This window comes from Kocuria marina (assembly GCF_000786655.1).
GTDB lineage: Bacteria > Actinomycetota > Actinomycetes > Actinomycetales > Micrococcaceae > Kocuria > Kocuria marina_A.
On record NZ_JROM01000041.1, the window covers coordinates 1 to 15,064 of the forward strand.

The following is a 15,064-nucleotide window of genomic DNA, read 5'->3' on the forward strand; positions in this document are numbered from 1 at the left end:
CCCCGCCGCCGGCACCAGCGGTAACACCGGAGGCGACGCCTAACCCACCAACCCACCACCACGACGCCCCCACACCACCCCCACACGGGGAACGGTGCGGGGGCGCCGTCGTACCATGCAAACGCATTAAACCTCGAAGACCGAACCCGCGGCGGCCTCGTCCTGACCCGTAATCGCGGATGCACGCACCCCGCCCGCAACTCCACGCGGGGCACCCGCCCGGGCGTGCGGCGTCGTCGGCCGGGGACATCCCCGCGGACGGGCGAACGGCATGGACTACCCTCGACTCATGCCCTCCGACACCTCCGGGTCCGCCGCCCGCAAAGCACGATCCACGCGCCGGGTGACCTGGCCGCTGCGCAGTCGGCAACAGGGCACACCGCACCCCAAGACCCTGGACAACCTCACGGCCAATCTGGGGCAGGTCTCCACCGTGGCGGTGCAGCGGCTGAGCACGTCCCTGCCGTGGTTCTCGCAACTGCGCGCGGACGAACGTTCGGAACTCGGGCTGCTCGCGCAGCGCGGCATCGCGTCCTTCGTGCGGTGGTACGAGAACCCGCAGGAACCCGTGTGGGTGCTGACCGAGATCTTCAAGCAGGCCCCCACGGAACTGACCCGTTCCATCACGCTGCAGAACGCGCTGCAGGTGCTGCGCATCGTCGTGGACGTGGTCGAGGAGAAGGTCCCCGAGCTCGCCCAGCACAACGACGAGGTGGCGTTGCGTGAGGCCGTGCTGCGCTTCTCGCGCGAGGTCGCCTTCGCCGCCGCGGACGTCTACGCCAAGGCCGCCGAGAACCGGGGCTCCTGGGACGCGCGACTGGAATCACTCGTGGTGGACGGGATCCTGCGCGGCGACCACTCCGACTCCATGCGCTCCCGGGTCTCCGCACTCGGTTGGACCGATCAGGGGGACGTCACGGTCATGGTGGGCCCCGCACCGGCCACCACGGGACCCGCCGGTGTGGAACGCATTCGGCGCGCCGCAGGTCGCCACGCCGCGGAATGCCTCGTGGCCATCCAGACCGACCGGCTCGTGCTCGTGCTCGGGGGGCTGCGGGACCGCATGCGTTCCCTGACCAAGCTCGCGGCGGTGTTCGGTGAGGGGCCGGTGGTCCACGGGCCGGCGGTGTCCTCGGTGTTCGACGTCAAGGAATCAGCGGACCGTGCGCAAGCCGGTCTACGCGCCGCCGCGGCCTGGCCGCAGGCACCGCGCCCCGTCTACTCCGAGGACCTGTGGCCCGAACGCGCCATCAGCGGGGACCCCCTTGCGCTGCGCTCCATGGTGGAGGCCGTGTGGGACCCCCTCTCGGCATCCTCCACGGGTCTCGTGGACACCCTCACGACCTACCTGTGTGTGGGACATTCGCTCGAGGCCACCGCGCGCGAGCTGTTCGTCCACGCCAACACCGTGCGCTACCGGCTGCGCCGGGTCAGCGACATCACCGGGTGGGACCCCCTGCTCCCCCGGGACGCCTTCGTCCTGCACTGTGCCGTGCTCGCGGGCCGGCTGAACAGCCAGCCATGACATGGTCTTGTAGACCTCCCACAAAGCTCGTCCCTCAGGTTGGTGACACCGACCAGTCCGTGGCGCGGCCCACTCTTGGTGGAATGAACGAGTGATTGCAGTTGTCTGCCCCGGTCAGGGGTCCCAGAAGCCAGGTTTCTTCACCGAGTGGTTGTCCGTTCCCGGAGTGTCCAACCACCTGAGCGAGCTGTCCGACGCCGCCGGGCTGGATCTCGCGCACTACGGCACCAAGGCGGACGAGGAGACCATCAAGGACACCGCGGTGGCCCAGCCGCTGATCGTGGCCGCCGGGCTGGTGGCCGGGCGCCTGCTCGCTCCGAGCTGGGACGACCGCTCCGACGTCGTCTTCGCGGGACATTCCGTCGGTGAGATCACCGCCGCGGCCCTGTCCGGCGTGCTGAGCGAGGCGGACGCCATGCGCTTCGTGCGCGTGCGCGCCACGGAAATGGCGCGGGCGGCCGCCGTCTCCCCCACGGGGATGGCCGCGGTGCTCGGTGGCAAGCCGGACGACGTCGCCCAGGCCATTGACGCCGTCGGCGCCACCGCGGCGAACGCGAACGGCGGCGGACAGGTGGTTGCCGCCGGGACGCTCCAGCAGCTCGATGCCCTCGCGGAGAATCCCCCGGCGCGCGCCAAGGTGATCAAGCTCAAGGTCGCCGGTGCCTTCCACACCGAGCACATGGCGCCCGCGCTGGAACCGCTGCGCGAGCTCGTGCCGCAGCTGTCGCCCAGCGACCCGAAGCACCCGCTGCTGAGCAACTACGACGGCGCTCGGGTTGCGAGCGGCGCCGCGGCTCTCGACTCGCTCGTGGCGCAGGTGTGCCGCCCCGTGCGCTGGGACGCGTGCATGGAGACCCTGGCCGAGCTGCAGGTCGAGCGGATCGTGGAACTGCCCCCGGCCGGAACCCTGGTGGGCCTGGCCAAGCGCGGGCTCAAGGGCGTCCCCGCAACGGCGGTCAACACACCGGAGGACCTGGAGACGGTGCGGAGTATTCTGAGCTGACAAGTGTGCACACGCACCCGGATCACTCGTGAACTGCACCAGGTAAGGAGTCGGCCTCCCGTGGCGACCATCAAACAGAACACCCCCAACGCCCACACCCGCATCCTGGGCATCGGCGCCTACCGCCCGTCCGAGATCGTGACCAACGACGACGTCTGTCAGTGGATCGATTCCTCCGACGAGTGGATCGTGAAGCGCACGGGCATCCACACGCGCCACCGCGCCCCGGCGGACGTCTCCGTCATGGACATGGCCGAGCACTCCGCCCGCGAAGCGCTCGAGAGCGCCGGGCTCACGGGTGATCAGCTGGACACCATCATCGTGTCCACCGTGACCTTCCCGTACCTCACGCCCTCGCTCGCCGCGCAGCTCGCGGACCGCATCGGAGCGACTCCCGCCGCGGCGTACGACGTCTCCGCCGCGTGCGCGGGCTACTGTTACGGCATCGCCCAGGCGGACGCCCTCGTGCGCTCGGGCGATTCCACCAACGTGCTGGTCATCGGCGTGGAGAAGCTCTCCGACGTCATCGACAACACCGAGCGCTCCATCTCGTTCCTGCTCGGCGACGGCGCCGGCGCCGTGGTCATCGGCCCGTCCGACGTCCCCGGGATCGGCCCGTCCGTATGGGGCTCCGATGGTTCCAAGTGGGACGCGATCCGGATGACCCACCCGCTCAACGACATCCGCACCGTGGAGAAGGGTGGCAAGCGCACGTTCGCCAAGGACCTCACGGATCCGGACACCGGTGAGATGCGTCCGGACGCCACCATGTGGCCCACCCTGCGCCAGGACGGTCCCACGGTCTTCCGGTGGGCCTCGTGGGAGGGTGCCCGCGTGGCCAAGCAGGCCCTCGAGGCCTCGGGCCTGGAGCCCGAGGACCTCGCCGCGTTCGTGCCCCACCAGGCGAACATGCGCATCATCGACCAGATGGCCAAGGTGCTCAAACTGCCCGACTCCGTGATCATCGCCCGGGACATCGCGGAGGCGGGAAACACCTCCGCGGCGTCCATCCCGCTGGCCACCCACCGCCTGCTCGCGGAGCACCCGGAACTGTCCGGGAAGCCCTCCCTGCAGATCGGTTTCGGGGCGGGTCTCGTGTACGGCGCCCAAGTGGTGCTGTTGCCCTGATCCCACCCGTGGCGTGCCGTAGGGTTAGACCGCACACCTCTTGTCCACGGACCGTTCCGAGCACTCGGACGGTCCGCACGGAAGTTCTCCCGAACCCCGTGCTCACCCAGTAAGGTCGCGCACCGCGACCGCAAGGAAAGGAAGCCGATATGGCGAGCAAAGACGAAATCCTGGCCGGCCTGGCAGAAATCGTGAACGAAGAGACCGGCCTCGAGACCGACGCCGTGCAGCTCGACAAGTCCTTCACCGAGGACCTGGACATCGACTCCATCTCCATGATGACCATCGTGGTCAACGCCGAGGAGAAGTTCGACGTCACCATCCCGGACGAAGAGGTCAAGAACCTGAAGACCGTCGAGGACGCCGTCAACTTCATCGACAACGCCCAGGACTGATCCCCGGGTGTCAGGTGGCGTGCCCTCCAGCGTGAGCGGGGCACGCCACCTCACGTCACACCGGGCGGCCGACCGAGCACGCCCTGGAACATCTGCGACCCCGGACACGAGGAAGTGCACAACATGTCCCGCAAAGTAGTCGTCACCGGCCTGGGTGCCATCACTCCCATCGGTGAGAACGTCCAGGAGACCTGGCAGAACGCCCTCAAGGGTGTCTCCGGTGTCCACGCCCTGGAACAGGAGTGGGTGGAGAAGTACGACCTCCCGGTGCGCATCGGCGCCACCTCCCCCAAGCCGTCTGAGGATGCCGTGTCCCGGGTGCAGGCCAAGCGTCTGGACCCCTCCGGTCAGTTGTCCGTGGCAGCGGCTCGTGAGGCGTGGACGGACGCCGGTTTCTCCGGCGCCGACGCCGACTCGAGTGACGAGTTGGACCCCACCCGCGTGGGCGTGGCGTTCGGTACCGGCATCGGCGGTGTGTGGACCCTCCTGGACGCGTGGGACACCCTGCTCGCCAAGGGACCCCGCCGCGTCAAGCCCATGACCGTGCCCATGCTCATGCCCAACGGCAATGCGTCCTCGGTGAGCATGGAGTTCAAGGCCCGCGCGTGCGCGATCACCCCGGTCTCCGCGTGTGCCTCCGGCACCGAGGCGTTCTTCCAGGGTCTGAACCTGATCCGCTCGGGCAAGGCGGACGTGGTGATCGTGGGTGGCGCCGAGAGCGCGATCCACCCCATGACCATTGCCGCGTTCAACTCCATGCAGGCCCTGTCCCGGCGCAACGACGATCCGCAGCGCGCCTCCCGCCCGTTCGACGTGGACCGCGACGGTTTCGTCATGGGTGAGGGTGCCGGGGCCGTGGTGCTCGAGTCCGAGGAGCACGCCAAGGCACGCGGCGCCCGGATCTACGCCGAGCTCGCCGGCGCGGGTCTCAGTGCCGATGCCCACCACATCACCGCTCCCGCCACCGGGGACGAGGGCGGACCCGCCCGCGCCCTGCGCGAGGCCATGGAATCCGGGGACATCGCGCCGTCGGACATCAAGCACGTCAACGCGCACGCGACCTCCACCCCCGTGGGCGACATCCCCGAGGCCGGCGCATTGCGCTGCGCATTCGGTTCCGCCGTGGACGACATGGCTGTGTCCGCGACCAAGTCCATGATGGGTCACCTGCTCGGGGGTTCCGGAGCCGTGGAGGGTGTGCTCACCATCCTGGCCCTGACCGAGCGCAAGGCCCCGTGCACCATCAACCTGGAGAACCAGGATCCCCGGATCGACCTGGACGTGGTGACCACCGCCCGGGATCTCCCCGGTGGGGACATGGTCGCGATCTCCAACTCATTCGGTTTCGGCGGGCACAACTCGGTGGCGGCGTTCCGCTCCCTGTAGCGGGTGCCCACCTCAGCGACGAACCCCGGTGTCCCACCCTGTGGAGGTGGGACACCGGGGTTCGTTCGTGCTCCGCAACGGATTCGGAGCGAGGGTTCTGAGGTCGAAAAATTGCAGGTACGGATGGCACCCATCGGGGGTCCCCGGGTAGGTCACCCACCACGTCACGCCGCATCGGTGACGCCTTTCCGGGGCGAGCCGCGTCATCCGGCGGGTCTACCGGCGGGCGGCTACCTGGCGGGGGTCATCCCACGCGGTGCAGCCACCGCACGGGTGCGCCCTCGGCGGCGTGGCGGAATGGTTCCAGCTCCTCGTCCCAGGCCTCCCCCAGGGCCAGGGAGAGCTCCGCGACCACGGCGGCGGGGTCCCCGCCGGAGGCCTCGAACGCGAACCGGATCCGGTCCTCGCTCACGCAGATGTTCCCGGCGACGTCCGTGGTCGCGTGGAAGATCCCCAGATCGGGGGTGAAGGACCACCGGGAGCCGTCGTTACCGAGGCTCGCGTTCTCGGTCACCTCGAACCTCACCCGCCCCAGGGTCCGCAGCGCGGAGGCGAGCAGCGCCCCCGTGCCCGCGCGGCCGGACCACTCGAGTTCGGTGCGCACACAACCGGGCTCGGCGTTCTGCGGGGTCCACTGAAGATCCGTTCGCTGTCGCGAGACGGATTCCAGAGCCCACTGGATGTGGGGGCACAGCGCCTGCGGCGCGGAGTGCACGTACAGCACACCCCGCGTGGTGGGTGAAGACATAGCCTGTTCCTCCGTTGTGTAGGTACGTCTTCCCCAACGTCCTGCTCGGAGGCCCCGGCACATGTGCTTCGGCGCCCGTATGAAGTTGTCCGGTCGGTGTTCGCGACCTGATGGGCGCACCCTCGCGGATTCGAGGCCGCGGGGGTGGCTCATTCCGTTTCATTGTCCAGCAGGGCTACTCACCGGTCAACCCGAATCACTGCTCGCGCTGAAATGTCAAGCTCGCGGATGCGCTTGGGAGTAGGCGCGTTTGAGCCGCTCCACGGACACATGGGTGTAGATCTGGGTGGTGGCCACGCTCGCGTGCCCCAGCACTTCCTGCACGGTGCGCAGGTCCGCTCCCCCGTCCAGCAAGTGGGTGGCGGCGCTGTGTCGCAGGCTGTGCGGGCCGCGGGCGGTGGTGTCCGGAACGGCTTCCAGTGCGCGGGCCACGACCCTGCGGGCCACCCGGGCGTCGATCCGAGCACCGCGGGCCCCGACGAAGACGGCGTCGCCCGCGTCGGGTGCCGCGAGCTCGGCCCGCCGGTGTGCCCACAGGGCCAGAGCCTCCCCCGCGCTCTCCCCGTACGGGACCCGGCGTTGCTTGTTGCCCTTGCCCGTGACCGTGAGGACGTGGTTCACGGCGTCCACGTGGGATCCGTCGAGGGACACGAGTTCGCTGATCCGCGCCCCCGTGGCGTAGAGCAGTTCGAGCAGCGCCCAGTCGCGCGCCGCGATCGCTGCCGCGTGGGCGTCGTCGTGCTCACCGAGGGCGACGTCCCCGAGGTCGTCGAGCATGTCGTTGAGTGCCGTGGCACCCACGACGTCCGGGAGGTGCTTGGCGGGGCGCGGCCCGCGCAACCCCGCGGCCGGGTCGTGACGCAGCCCCTGGGTGTCCACCGCCCAGCGGAAGAACGTGTGCACGGCCGCGATCCCCCGGGACAGGGAGCTGCGGGCGAGTCCTCGATGGTGGCGCTGGGCGAGCCAACCGCGCAGGGCGTCACGGTCCAGCAGGTCCATGGAATCGATGCCGTGCTCCCGCATCCAGTGCGAGAGGTCCGAGACGTCATTGACGTACGAGCGCACGGTGTGGTCGCTGCGGGACCGCTCGAGGCTCAGGTACGCCCGGAACTGCGGGAGGTAGGTCTCGAGCGGCCCGGGCGGGGTATCCTCCGCCCCTGCTGCCGGTGCCCTCTGCGCGCCCGACGACGCCGCGTGCTCAGGTTCCCGTTCGACCGTCCGGCCTTTTACTGCGCCCATGCGGCGAGCCTACCCGCCGCCATCCGAGCAGCGAATCCGCGGCCAGTCCGGCGTCGCGCAGCCTCACGAGACCCGTGAGCACTTCCCCCGGGCTCAACCCGGACACCGCGCACAGGTGGGACGGGTCCGCGTCGGTGCGCAGGGGCAGCGCGTCGAAAAGCCGTAACAACGTGGGATCCAGGCCGTCCTCGGGGCGCTCGTCACGGGCGCTCGCCGCCCGGTGTGCATCCTGGGCCACCGCATTGCCCAGGGGCTCCACGAGTTCCAAGAGCTCGACGGCGTTGCTCACGAGCACCGCGTGATCGTCGCGGATGAGGCGATGGCAGCCCGCCGATCCTCCCACGAGTACGTCCCCCGGGACCGCGGCGACCTCCCGCGAGAGCCCCGCCGCGTGGCGTGCCGTGTTGAGCGATCCCGAGCGCCATGCCGCCTCCGTGACCACCGTGGCTCGCGTGAGGGCTGCGATGATGCGGTTGCGCTGCAGGAACCGGTAGCGCGCGGGAGCACAGCCCAGGGGAACCTCACTGAGCACCACTGAACGCTGCGTAATGTGATGCAGCAGGTCCGCGTTGCCCGCCGGATAGAACCGATCCACACCGCACGCCAGAACGGCGATCGTTGCCCCGTCCTCGGTGCCTGCCTCGAGGGCGGCCGTGTGCGCCACGGCATCGATCCCATACGCGCCGCCCGAGACCACGCACCAGTGGGCAGCGGCCAGTCCACGGGCCATCTGTCGGGTCACCGCGGCCCCGTAACCGCTCGCGTTGCGAGCGCCCACAACGGCCACACTGCGATCCAGCCGGGACAGCGCCTCGCGATGACCCCGGCCCCACAGGACCAGCGGGCGCTGCAGGCCCAGATCGTCGAGCTGCGCGGGCCACTCCGGATCCTCCGGGATGAGTGTCCACGCACCGATCTGTTCGGCGTGCCGCGCATCCACGCGGGGTTCCGGGACGGGCAGCCGCGAGCGCCAGGCCGCGAACCGTTTGCCGAGATCCGGGGCCGCCGTGCCCGGGGCCAGCTCCTCGGCGGCCTTGCGATAGACGGAACGCAGAGCGGGACTGGGGGCCTGCAATTCCGCGATGCTGCGCCACAACACCTCCGGGCCTAGGGCTGCCAGCAGGATCAAGCCCGCGGTATCGCTGGGTTCGATGATGCGCGACAACCGCACGCGGCATGCCCGGACGGCATGGTACGGATCGCCGGGGGTGCCGACCGCGGCAGTGTCCCCCGCGGTGGCCTCCTGATCCGTCATGTTGCCGTGGCGGTCCGGCCCGGCGGGGTCGTGCTCGATCAAGCTGCCGTAGCTTTCGGACCCGGCGGGGTGGTGTTCCGTCATGTCGTCACCGTCGTCTTGAAGTAGAGGGCCAGCTGCACGTGCTCCGGGCTGGGAACCGTGGCCCCGGCCAGATCCGCCAGGGTCCAGGCAACACGCAGCACCTTCACGAATCCGCGGGCGGTCAGGGTCTTGTTGTCCATGGCGGCCTTGAGCGGTTGCACGGCTCGAGTGCCCGGTGACAGGGTGCGGTGCAGCAGTGAACCGGGAACCGCGCTGTTCAACCGGCACCCCCAGCGCCGCAGCCGCTCCTCCTGGGCGGCCCGGGCGGTCGCAACCCGCTCCGCGACGGCTGCGCTGTCCTCGGGGGCCCGACCGTGGCCCCCGCTGAGCTCGTGGTAGGTCACGGCGGGGACCCGCAGTTGCAAGTCCACGCGGTCGAGCAGGGGCCCGGAGAGTTTGCCGAAATACCTGCGGCGCTGCACCGCCGTGCACGTGCATGCCTGGCCCGTGCCTCCCGCGTTGCCGCACGCACACGGATTGGCCGCCAGGACCAATTGGAAATGCGCAGGATAGTGGGCCACGGACTGTGCCCGGGCGATCGTGACCGTTCCCGATTCAAGCGGTTGCCGCAGAGCGTCCAACACCCGGCGGTCGAACTCGGGTGCTTCGTCCAGGAACAACACGCCCCGGTGCGCCAGGGAGATGGCCCCGGGACGTGGCATCCCGCTGCCCCCGCCGCACAACGCGGGCATCGTGATGCTGTGGTGCGGGGCCTGGAACGGGGGCCGCCGCATGAGGGACGAACACACGTCGTCGCCCCGCAGCGAATGCACGGACGTGACCTCCAGGGAGTCATCATCCGCGAGGTCCGGCAGGATCCCCGGCAACCGTTCCGCGAGCATCGTCTTGCCCGCGCCCGGTGGACCCACCATCAGGAGATGATGTCCACCGGCGGCGGCGATCTCGAGCGCTTGCCGTCCCTCGACCTGGCCCACCACGTCACGCAGGTCTGGCACGGCTGTTCCGCCCGGCTCCTGCGGGTTCCCGCCCTCCGGCGCGCTCTCGGCCCGGAACGACGTCGCACGGGCCAGCAGCGCAGGATCCGCTCCGTGGGCCACGAGCAACTGCGACAGGTGGGCCGCGGAACTCACGTCCGCGCCGGCCACCAGCTCGGCCTCCGCCCGGTTGGCCTCGGCCACGACCACCCGGGGGTACCCCGCCCGCACCGCGGCCAACACGGCGGGCAGGACACCGCGCACCGGACGCAGGGAACCGTCCAGACCGAGCTCGGCGTAGAACACCGTGTCCGGCGGCACCCGCACCACCCCCTGAGCACTGAGCACCGCCATCACGACCGCGACGTCGAAGTGTGATCCCCGCTTGGGGAGCGTGGCCGGGGAGAGATTCACGGTGATCTTGCGCGGTGCGAGGGCGGCCCCGGCATGGCGGGCGGCCGAACGGATCCGCTCCTTGGACTCGTTCACCGCTTGATCTGGCAGGCCGATGATCGTGAACGCCGGCAACGACTGACCGATGTCCGCCTCGACCTCCACCACGTGCCCCGCCAACCCCACGAGCGCCACACTGCGACTGCGCGCGAACCCGTTCACGAGTCGGGCCCCAACCATGGGTTGCGGGTGCGCATCACAGGTAATCGAGTCATGGGTCCAGCGTTCCCGCTCGGGCCGCCGGGTCCCAGCACAGCCCAGCAGTGTGGAGCCCGGATACCGCGGCCCGTATGCGGAAATGAGCTGGCCGGACGGACGGGAGGCACGACTCGAGAGACCCGGTGGGACACGATCACCCGCAGAAGCCCGTGGCAGGGCCGGCACAGCGGACCCATGACCCGGACGGGCGCAGCGGACTACTTCGCGAGGCGCCCCTGAACAGAACCGTGTACCGGGGCGAATCCCGGCGAATGGCCCGCTAGAGAGCAGCGGGCGCGGGGTCCTCCAATGACATGGGGGCGGCAATCGTCAGATCCGTGTCCTCGACGAGCAGCACGTTGGTGGGAACCGACACCGCGACCACCGAGACGCCGCGGTCAGGAAGCTCCGTGACCGGGGCCCCGGCTCGCAATTCCAGGTTCATGGGACCGAGCTGTATGACCTGCGACTCCGCCGGGGCTGCGGGCTCCAGGGATCCCGGGCCCGGAGTCCCCGAATCCGGATCCACGGGGTCCGAGATCACCGGTGCTGGCACCGTGGGCACCGAGACGATGGGATCGGTCACTGCCGGGTGGGGCGAGACGGAGGTGTCGGGCGCGGGTACCGGCGGGAGCGGGATCGTGGGCGCCGGGCTCGGAGGCACGGGACGGCCCGGATCGGGATTCACCGGCGGGATCCCTCCTGGATCCGGGACGCCGGGCGCTCCGGGGTCCGGGAGAACGGGAGCCCCGGGGTCCGGAACCACGGGTGCACCCGGATCCCCGGGCACCTGAGGGGTGTCCGCGGTGGGCGGTGCGGAGGGTTCGGGGACGTCCGGAGCGGGGACACCGGGAGCAGCCGATTCCGCGGGGGCATCGGGACTCGCACTCTCCCCGGCGCCGTCCGATCCGTTCCCGCTGCCCGATCGTCCGCCGCCCGAGGGTCCGTTGCCGCTCGGGGTGTCATCGGTGTCCTCGGGCTGGGCACGCACGGGGGTGACTTCCCGGTTACCGATGGAGGGGATCAGCTCGAGGCTCTCGAAGCTCTCCGGAACCCGGGAGATGTCCCCCACGAGGATGTTCGTACCGCGCTCGCCCACGGCGATGTCCCCCGCGGCGGCGCTGTTCGCGACCTCGATGCGATTCTTCAGGTGCCGGGCCTCGTGCTCGGTCAGTGGCGACCCGTCATGGGCGCGGTACTGGTCCCCGGACGTCCGGGGCTGCCACCGGTTCAGGGCCCGTGAGACGTTCTCCAGTTGGTAGGACCCGCCGTCGGAGGCCTTGAGGATCAAACGACTCACCGACACGGGGGAATCTCCCCGCTCGTTGTCGATCTCCACGGTGGCGTATGTCGCGCGTTTGACGCGGGCATCCTTGCGCAGTTCGTCGAGTTCAGGATCGGGTATCTCCCGCGCGGGGAGCGTGATGCGCACGGACGCCCCGTTGGGGAGGTTCGCCCGGAAGATCCCGGCATGCAAACCGTGGTCGCCCGCGGCTGAGGTGGCACATGCGGAGGCGTCGGATCCGGTGGGCGGTTCCTCGTCCGCGCACGAGACGAGCATCAGCGAGGCGGCCGCGGCCAATGCGGTGGCCGACAACACGTGAGGAAGCCACGCCGGACTCTTCATGCGTCCCCCGATCGCCGACCCTTTGTACTCACCCGAAAAAATACCGTGGCACGGTGAGGGGGAAATTCATAATGCTGTCGGTGACGACCCGGATTGTGACTCCCCGGTGGAAGTCGGCGGCGAACGGGCCCGGTGACAGGATCGCGCGACTGCCTCACAACCAGCCGAGGGAGCCCACGTGTTCCACGCGCGGGGTGCCGCCGCGGGGCCAATGGACCGCCACGACGTCCACGCCGGGGACCACGGCAGCCCCGTGTTCCCTGGCCCAGGCGCGCGCGAGGACGTGCAGTCGCCGCAGCTTCTCCCAGCCCACGGCCTCCGCGGGATGTCCGAAGTCCCCGCCCGAGCGCGTCTTGACCTCGAACACGGTCACGGTTCCCTGTCGCTCGGCGACGACGTCCAGCTCACCGCGGGGTGCCCCGGGCCCAACGGCGGGGCGCCAGTTCCGGTCCAGGATCCGCCAGCCCGAACGCTGCAACAGGTCTGCGATCAGTTCCTCCCCCGCCCTCCCCACGCTCACATGGGCCGCCACCGAGGCGTCGGGCGGGGCGGTATCGGGCAGGGCGACGCCCGGACGACCGGAATCGCGTGGCACGTGGGCAGATGTGGAAGTCGTCATGGACCCACTGTGATGCGCGACGACACTCCTGACCATGGCCGGGGTGCGCCTGTGCAGGGCTGATCCACCCCGGACGCGCGATGGGCCTCCGGGTGCCATGCCCCCACCTCACTTGCGCAGGGCGGATGACCAGCGGACTACCGGGCCCCCAGGTTCCAGCTGAGCCGGTGCTGCGGCGTGGTGCCGTGTTCGACCAGCGCCGCGCGATGCACCGCACTGCCGTAGCCCTTGTTGGATTCCCACGCGTACGCGGGGAACTCGCGGCCGAGCGAGACCATGAGTTCGTCGCGCTCCACCTTCGCCAGGATCGACGCGGCCGCCACGCTGACGCACTGCGCATCGGCCCGGACGAGTGTGCGCACGAGCGGCGGCAACGCGGCGTCTTCGGCGTCCTGTCCCAGGACCGGGGGTGCATCCAGCCAGTTGTGGGAGCCGTCCAGGATCAAGGCATCGACGCGCGTGCCGTGCGCGGCCACGGTGGCCAGTGCCCGGAGCCCGGCCAGGCGTAGCGCGGTGGTGACACCGAGCTGGTCGATCTCCCGCGGTTGCGCGTGCCCCACCGCGGCGCCCGCGGCCCACGCCGCGATCGTGGGCGCGAGGGCCGCACGCCGCGCCGGACTCAGGGCCTTGGAGTCACGCACGCCGTGCCACGGCGGCGGGTCCGACGGCGCTCCCCCGACCATCCGTTCGAGTTCCAGCACCACGAGCCCCACGCTCGCGGGACCCGCCAGGGCTCCCCGGCCCACCTCGTCCATCCCGGCCACGAAGCGGTGCCCGGCGCGGGCGAGCTCCGTCTCCAGCTCGAGGGTGGGTACGGGGCGCGGCGTCGCGGGGCTCACTGCCCGCCGGCCGCGGGGACGTCCTGGAAGACCTCGGCGGGGTTGTGCAGGAACTGGAAGCGATCGAGCGGCCACGCGATCACGAACGCGGTGCCCACGACGTCGTCCTCGCTCACGAACTCGGTCCCGGTGGCGATGTGGTAGCGGGAATCGGCGGAGGCGTTGCGGTGGTCACCCAGCACGAACAGCTTGCCGTCAGGCACGGTGACATCGAACGGGATGTCGGACGGCGCGGCCCCGGGGTACAGGTAGGGCTCGTCGAGCGCCTCGCCGTTGACCGTGACGCGCCCGGACGCGTCGCAGCACGTCACGTGGTCCCCGCCCACGCCGATCACGCGTTTGACCAGGGCCTGCTGGCTGCTGTCGGGGAACAGGCCCACGAACTCGAGCGCGCCGCGCACGGGGTTGGTCGCGGTGCGGGGCGCCTCGGGCAGCCACCCCTGGGTGTCCTCGAAGACCACGATGTCGCCGCGGTCGATGGTGCCCATGCGGCCGTCCAGCACGTTGACGAAGATCCGGTCGTTGAGTTCCAGGGTCTGCTCCATGGACCCGGAGGGGATGAAGAAGCCGCGGATCAGGAAGGTCTTGACCAGGAACGCGATGATGAGCGCGAGCGCCACCACGATCAGGATCTCCTTGACCGCTCCCCACCCGGTCGTGGGCTTCTTGGCGTCCCGGCGCCGCGAGCTCGCGCGTCCGCCGCGATCGCTCCGGGTTTCCGCTACGGGCTCGGACTCGTTGGCCGGGGTGGGCTCTCCCGGCCCGCGGGCGCCCTGGACACCTGATTCATGCTGCTCAGCCACTACGCATTCCTTTTCTCGGGTCCCACGGACACGGTTGCGTGTTCGCGCGCGGAAGCTTGCTCGGCGACGTCGCTCGCGCCCGGGGTGCCGCCCGCGCGGGGGTGCGCGGGGCGGGGCGGAGCACCGAGACCGTCACTCCCGCAGTGTACGGGCACGTTCCGGGGGCCACACGACACGCTCGGCGGTGCCCACGATGCGTTCGGTGCGGATCAGGCCGCCGCCCGGCGAGCCGAGCAGCGATCGGGAGTCCACGGACACACTGCGGTGGTCGCCCATGAGCCACACCCGCCCGGCCGGAACGTGCACGGTGAAGGGGATCCGGGACGGCGCGTCCCCGGGGAAGACGTAGTCCTCGTGCAGCGCTCGGCCGTTGACCGTGACCGACCCGTCCGCGGTGCAGCACGCCACGGTGTCCCCGGCGACGCCGATCACCCGCTTGACGTACGCGGTGTCCGAACCGGTCACGCCCAGCCAGCGGCCCACGGTGTGAACGGCCTGCTGGTACCACGGGTCGGTCGAGTGCAGGGGGTCCAGGGAGCCACGGCCGTCGAAGACCACGAGCTCACCGCGGGTGACGTCGTCCCCCGAGACGAGCTTGTCCACCAGGACCCGGTCCCCGCCCTGGAGCGTGGGCTCCATGGAGTCGGAGCCGACCCAGTAGACGTCCGCGACGAAGCCGCGCACCACCGAGGCCAGGACGAAGGCCGTGAGCAGGGCAATGGCCACGACCCGCAGCCACCACCGGCGCGTGGAAACGGGCCGTTTCACGGCGGAGGACCCGGCAGATGCCGGGCCCTCCGCGTGTTCCGTGTGCTGTGGCACCCGGT

The 15,064-nt window shown here is 70.4% G+C and carries 14 protein-coding genes; 5 read left to right on the plus strand and 9 right to left on the minus strand.

What is annotated here, in order from left to right:
• Nucleotides 1-289: 289 nt before the first annotated feature.
• From AS25_RS09060 to AS25_RS09080, 5 genes are all read left to right on the plus strand, one after another.
• Nucleotides 290-1,525: a PucR family transcriptional regulator gene (locus tag AS25_RS09060; RefSeq protein WP_035964522.1), complete on the plus strand. Its 1,236-nt coding sequence runs from the start codon at nucleotides 290-292 to the stop codon at nucleotides 1,523-1,525.
• 91 nt (nucleotides 1,526-1,616) lie between these two features.
• On the plus strand, nucleotides 1,617-2,528 hold the full coding sequence (locus AS25_RS09065) for an ACP S-malonyltransferase (RefSeq protein WP_035964524.1): 912 nt from the start codon (nucleotides 1,617-1,619) through the stop codon (nucleotides 2,526-2,528).
• A gap of 60 nt (nucleotides 2,529-2,588) precedes the next feature.
• On the plus strand, nucleotides 2,589-3,656 hold the full coding sequence (locus AS25_RS09070; protein ID WP_035964525.1) for a beta-ketoacyl-ACP synthase III: 1,068 nt from the start codon (nucleotides 2,589-2,591) through the stop codon (nucleotides 3,654-3,656).
• Between the two features lie 149 nt (nucleotides 3,657-3,805).
• On the plus strand, nucleotides 3,806-4,051 hold the full coding sequence (locus tag AS25_RS09075) for an acyl carrier protein (RefSeq protein ID WP_035964527.1): 246 nt from the start codon (nucleotides 3,806-3,808) through the stop codon (nucleotides 4,049-4,051).
• A 123-nt stretch (nucleotides 4,052-4,174) separates the two neighbouring features.
• Nucleotides 4,175-5,437: a beta-ketoacyl-[acyl-carrier-protein] synthase family protein gene (locus tag AS25_RS09080; RefSeq protein ID WP_035964528.1), complete on the plus strand. Its 1,263-nt coding sequence runs from the start codon at nucleotides 4,175-4,177 to the stop codon at nucleotides 5,435-5,437.
• Between the two features lie 244 nt (nucleotides 5,438-5,681).
• Here the strand turns inward: AS25_RS09080 and AS25_RS09085 are convergent, their stop codons facing one another.
• From AS25_RS09085 to lepB (AS25_RS09125), 9 genes are all read right to left on the minus strand, one after another.
• Complete coding sequence (locus AS25_RS09085) at nucleotides 5,682-6,185, minus strand: DUF3145 domain-containing protein (RefSeq protein WP_035964529.1); 504 nt, start codon at nucleotides 6,183-6,185, stop codon at nucleotides 5,682-5,684.
• A gap of 216 nt (nucleotides 6,186-6,401) precedes the next feature.
• The gene (locus AS25_RS09090; RefSeq protein WP_084118116.1) at nucleotides 6,402-7,424 is read right to left on the minus strand and encodes a tyrosine recombinase XerC; all 1,023 of its coding nucleotides are present in this window, start codon (nucleotides 7,422-7,424) and stop codon (nucleotides 6,402-6,404) included.
• Nucleotides 7,384-8,763, minus strand: a complete 1,380-nt coding sequence (dprA, locus tag AS25_RS09095; protein WP_253270532.1) for a DNA-processing protein DprA — start codon at nucleotides 8,761-8,763, stop codon at nucleotides 7,384-7,386. Before dprA ends, AS25_RS09090 begins: the two co-directional genes overlap by 41 nt.
• Complete coding sequence (locus tag AS25_RS09100; RefSeq protein WP_035964531.1) at nucleotides 8,760-10,331, minus strand: YifB family Mg chelatase-like AAA ATPase; 1,572 nt, start codon at nucleotides 10,329-10,331, stop codon at nucleotides 8,760-8,762. Before AS25_RS09100 ends, dprA begins: the two co-directional genes overlap by 4 nt.
• Nucleotides 10,332-10,629: 298 nt before the next feature.
• Complete coding sequence (locus tag AS25_RS09105; protein ID WP_156960947.1) at nucleotides 10,630-11,976, minus strand: hypothetical protein; 1,347 nt, start codon at nucleotides 11,974-11,976, stop codon at nucleotides 10,630-10,632.
• A 154-nt stretch (nucleotides 11,977-12,130) separates the two neighbouring features.
• Nucleotides 12,131-12,595: a YraN family protein gene (locus AS25_RS09110; RefSeq protein ID WP_253270533.1), complete on the minus strand. Its 465-nt coding sequence runs from the start codon at nucleotides 12,593-12,595 to the stop codon at nucleotides 12,131-12,133.
• A gap of 137 nt (nucleotides 12,596-12,732) precedes the next feature.
• The gene (gene rnhB, locus AS25_RS09115) at nucleotides 12,733-13,434 is read right to left on the minus strand and encodes a ribonuclease HII (RefSeq protein WP_035964536.1); all 702 of its coding nucleotides are present in this window, start codon (nucleotides 13,432-13,434) and stop codon (nucleotides 12,733-12,735) included.
• The gene (gene lepB / locus AS25_RS09120; RefSeq protein WP_035964540.1) at nucleotides 13,431-14,237 is read right to left on the minus strand and encodes a signal peptidase I; all 807 of its coding nucleotides are present in this window, start codon (nucleotides 14,235-14,237) and stop codon (nucleotides 13,431-13,433) included. The genes rnhB and lepB (AS25_RS09120) overlap by 4 nt, the downstream gene beginning before the upstream one ends.
• A 132-nt stretch (nucleotides 14,238-14,369) precedes the next feature.
• Nucleotides 14,370-15,059 carry a signal peptidase I gene (lepB, locus tag AS25_RS09125; protein WP_084118118.1) on the minus strand — a complete coding sequence of 230 codons (690 nt, stop codon included), beginning with the start codon at nucleotides 15,057-15,059 and terminating at the stop codon, nucleotides 14,370-14,372.
• Between the last annotated feature and the right edge of the window lie 5 nt (nucleotides 15,060-15,064).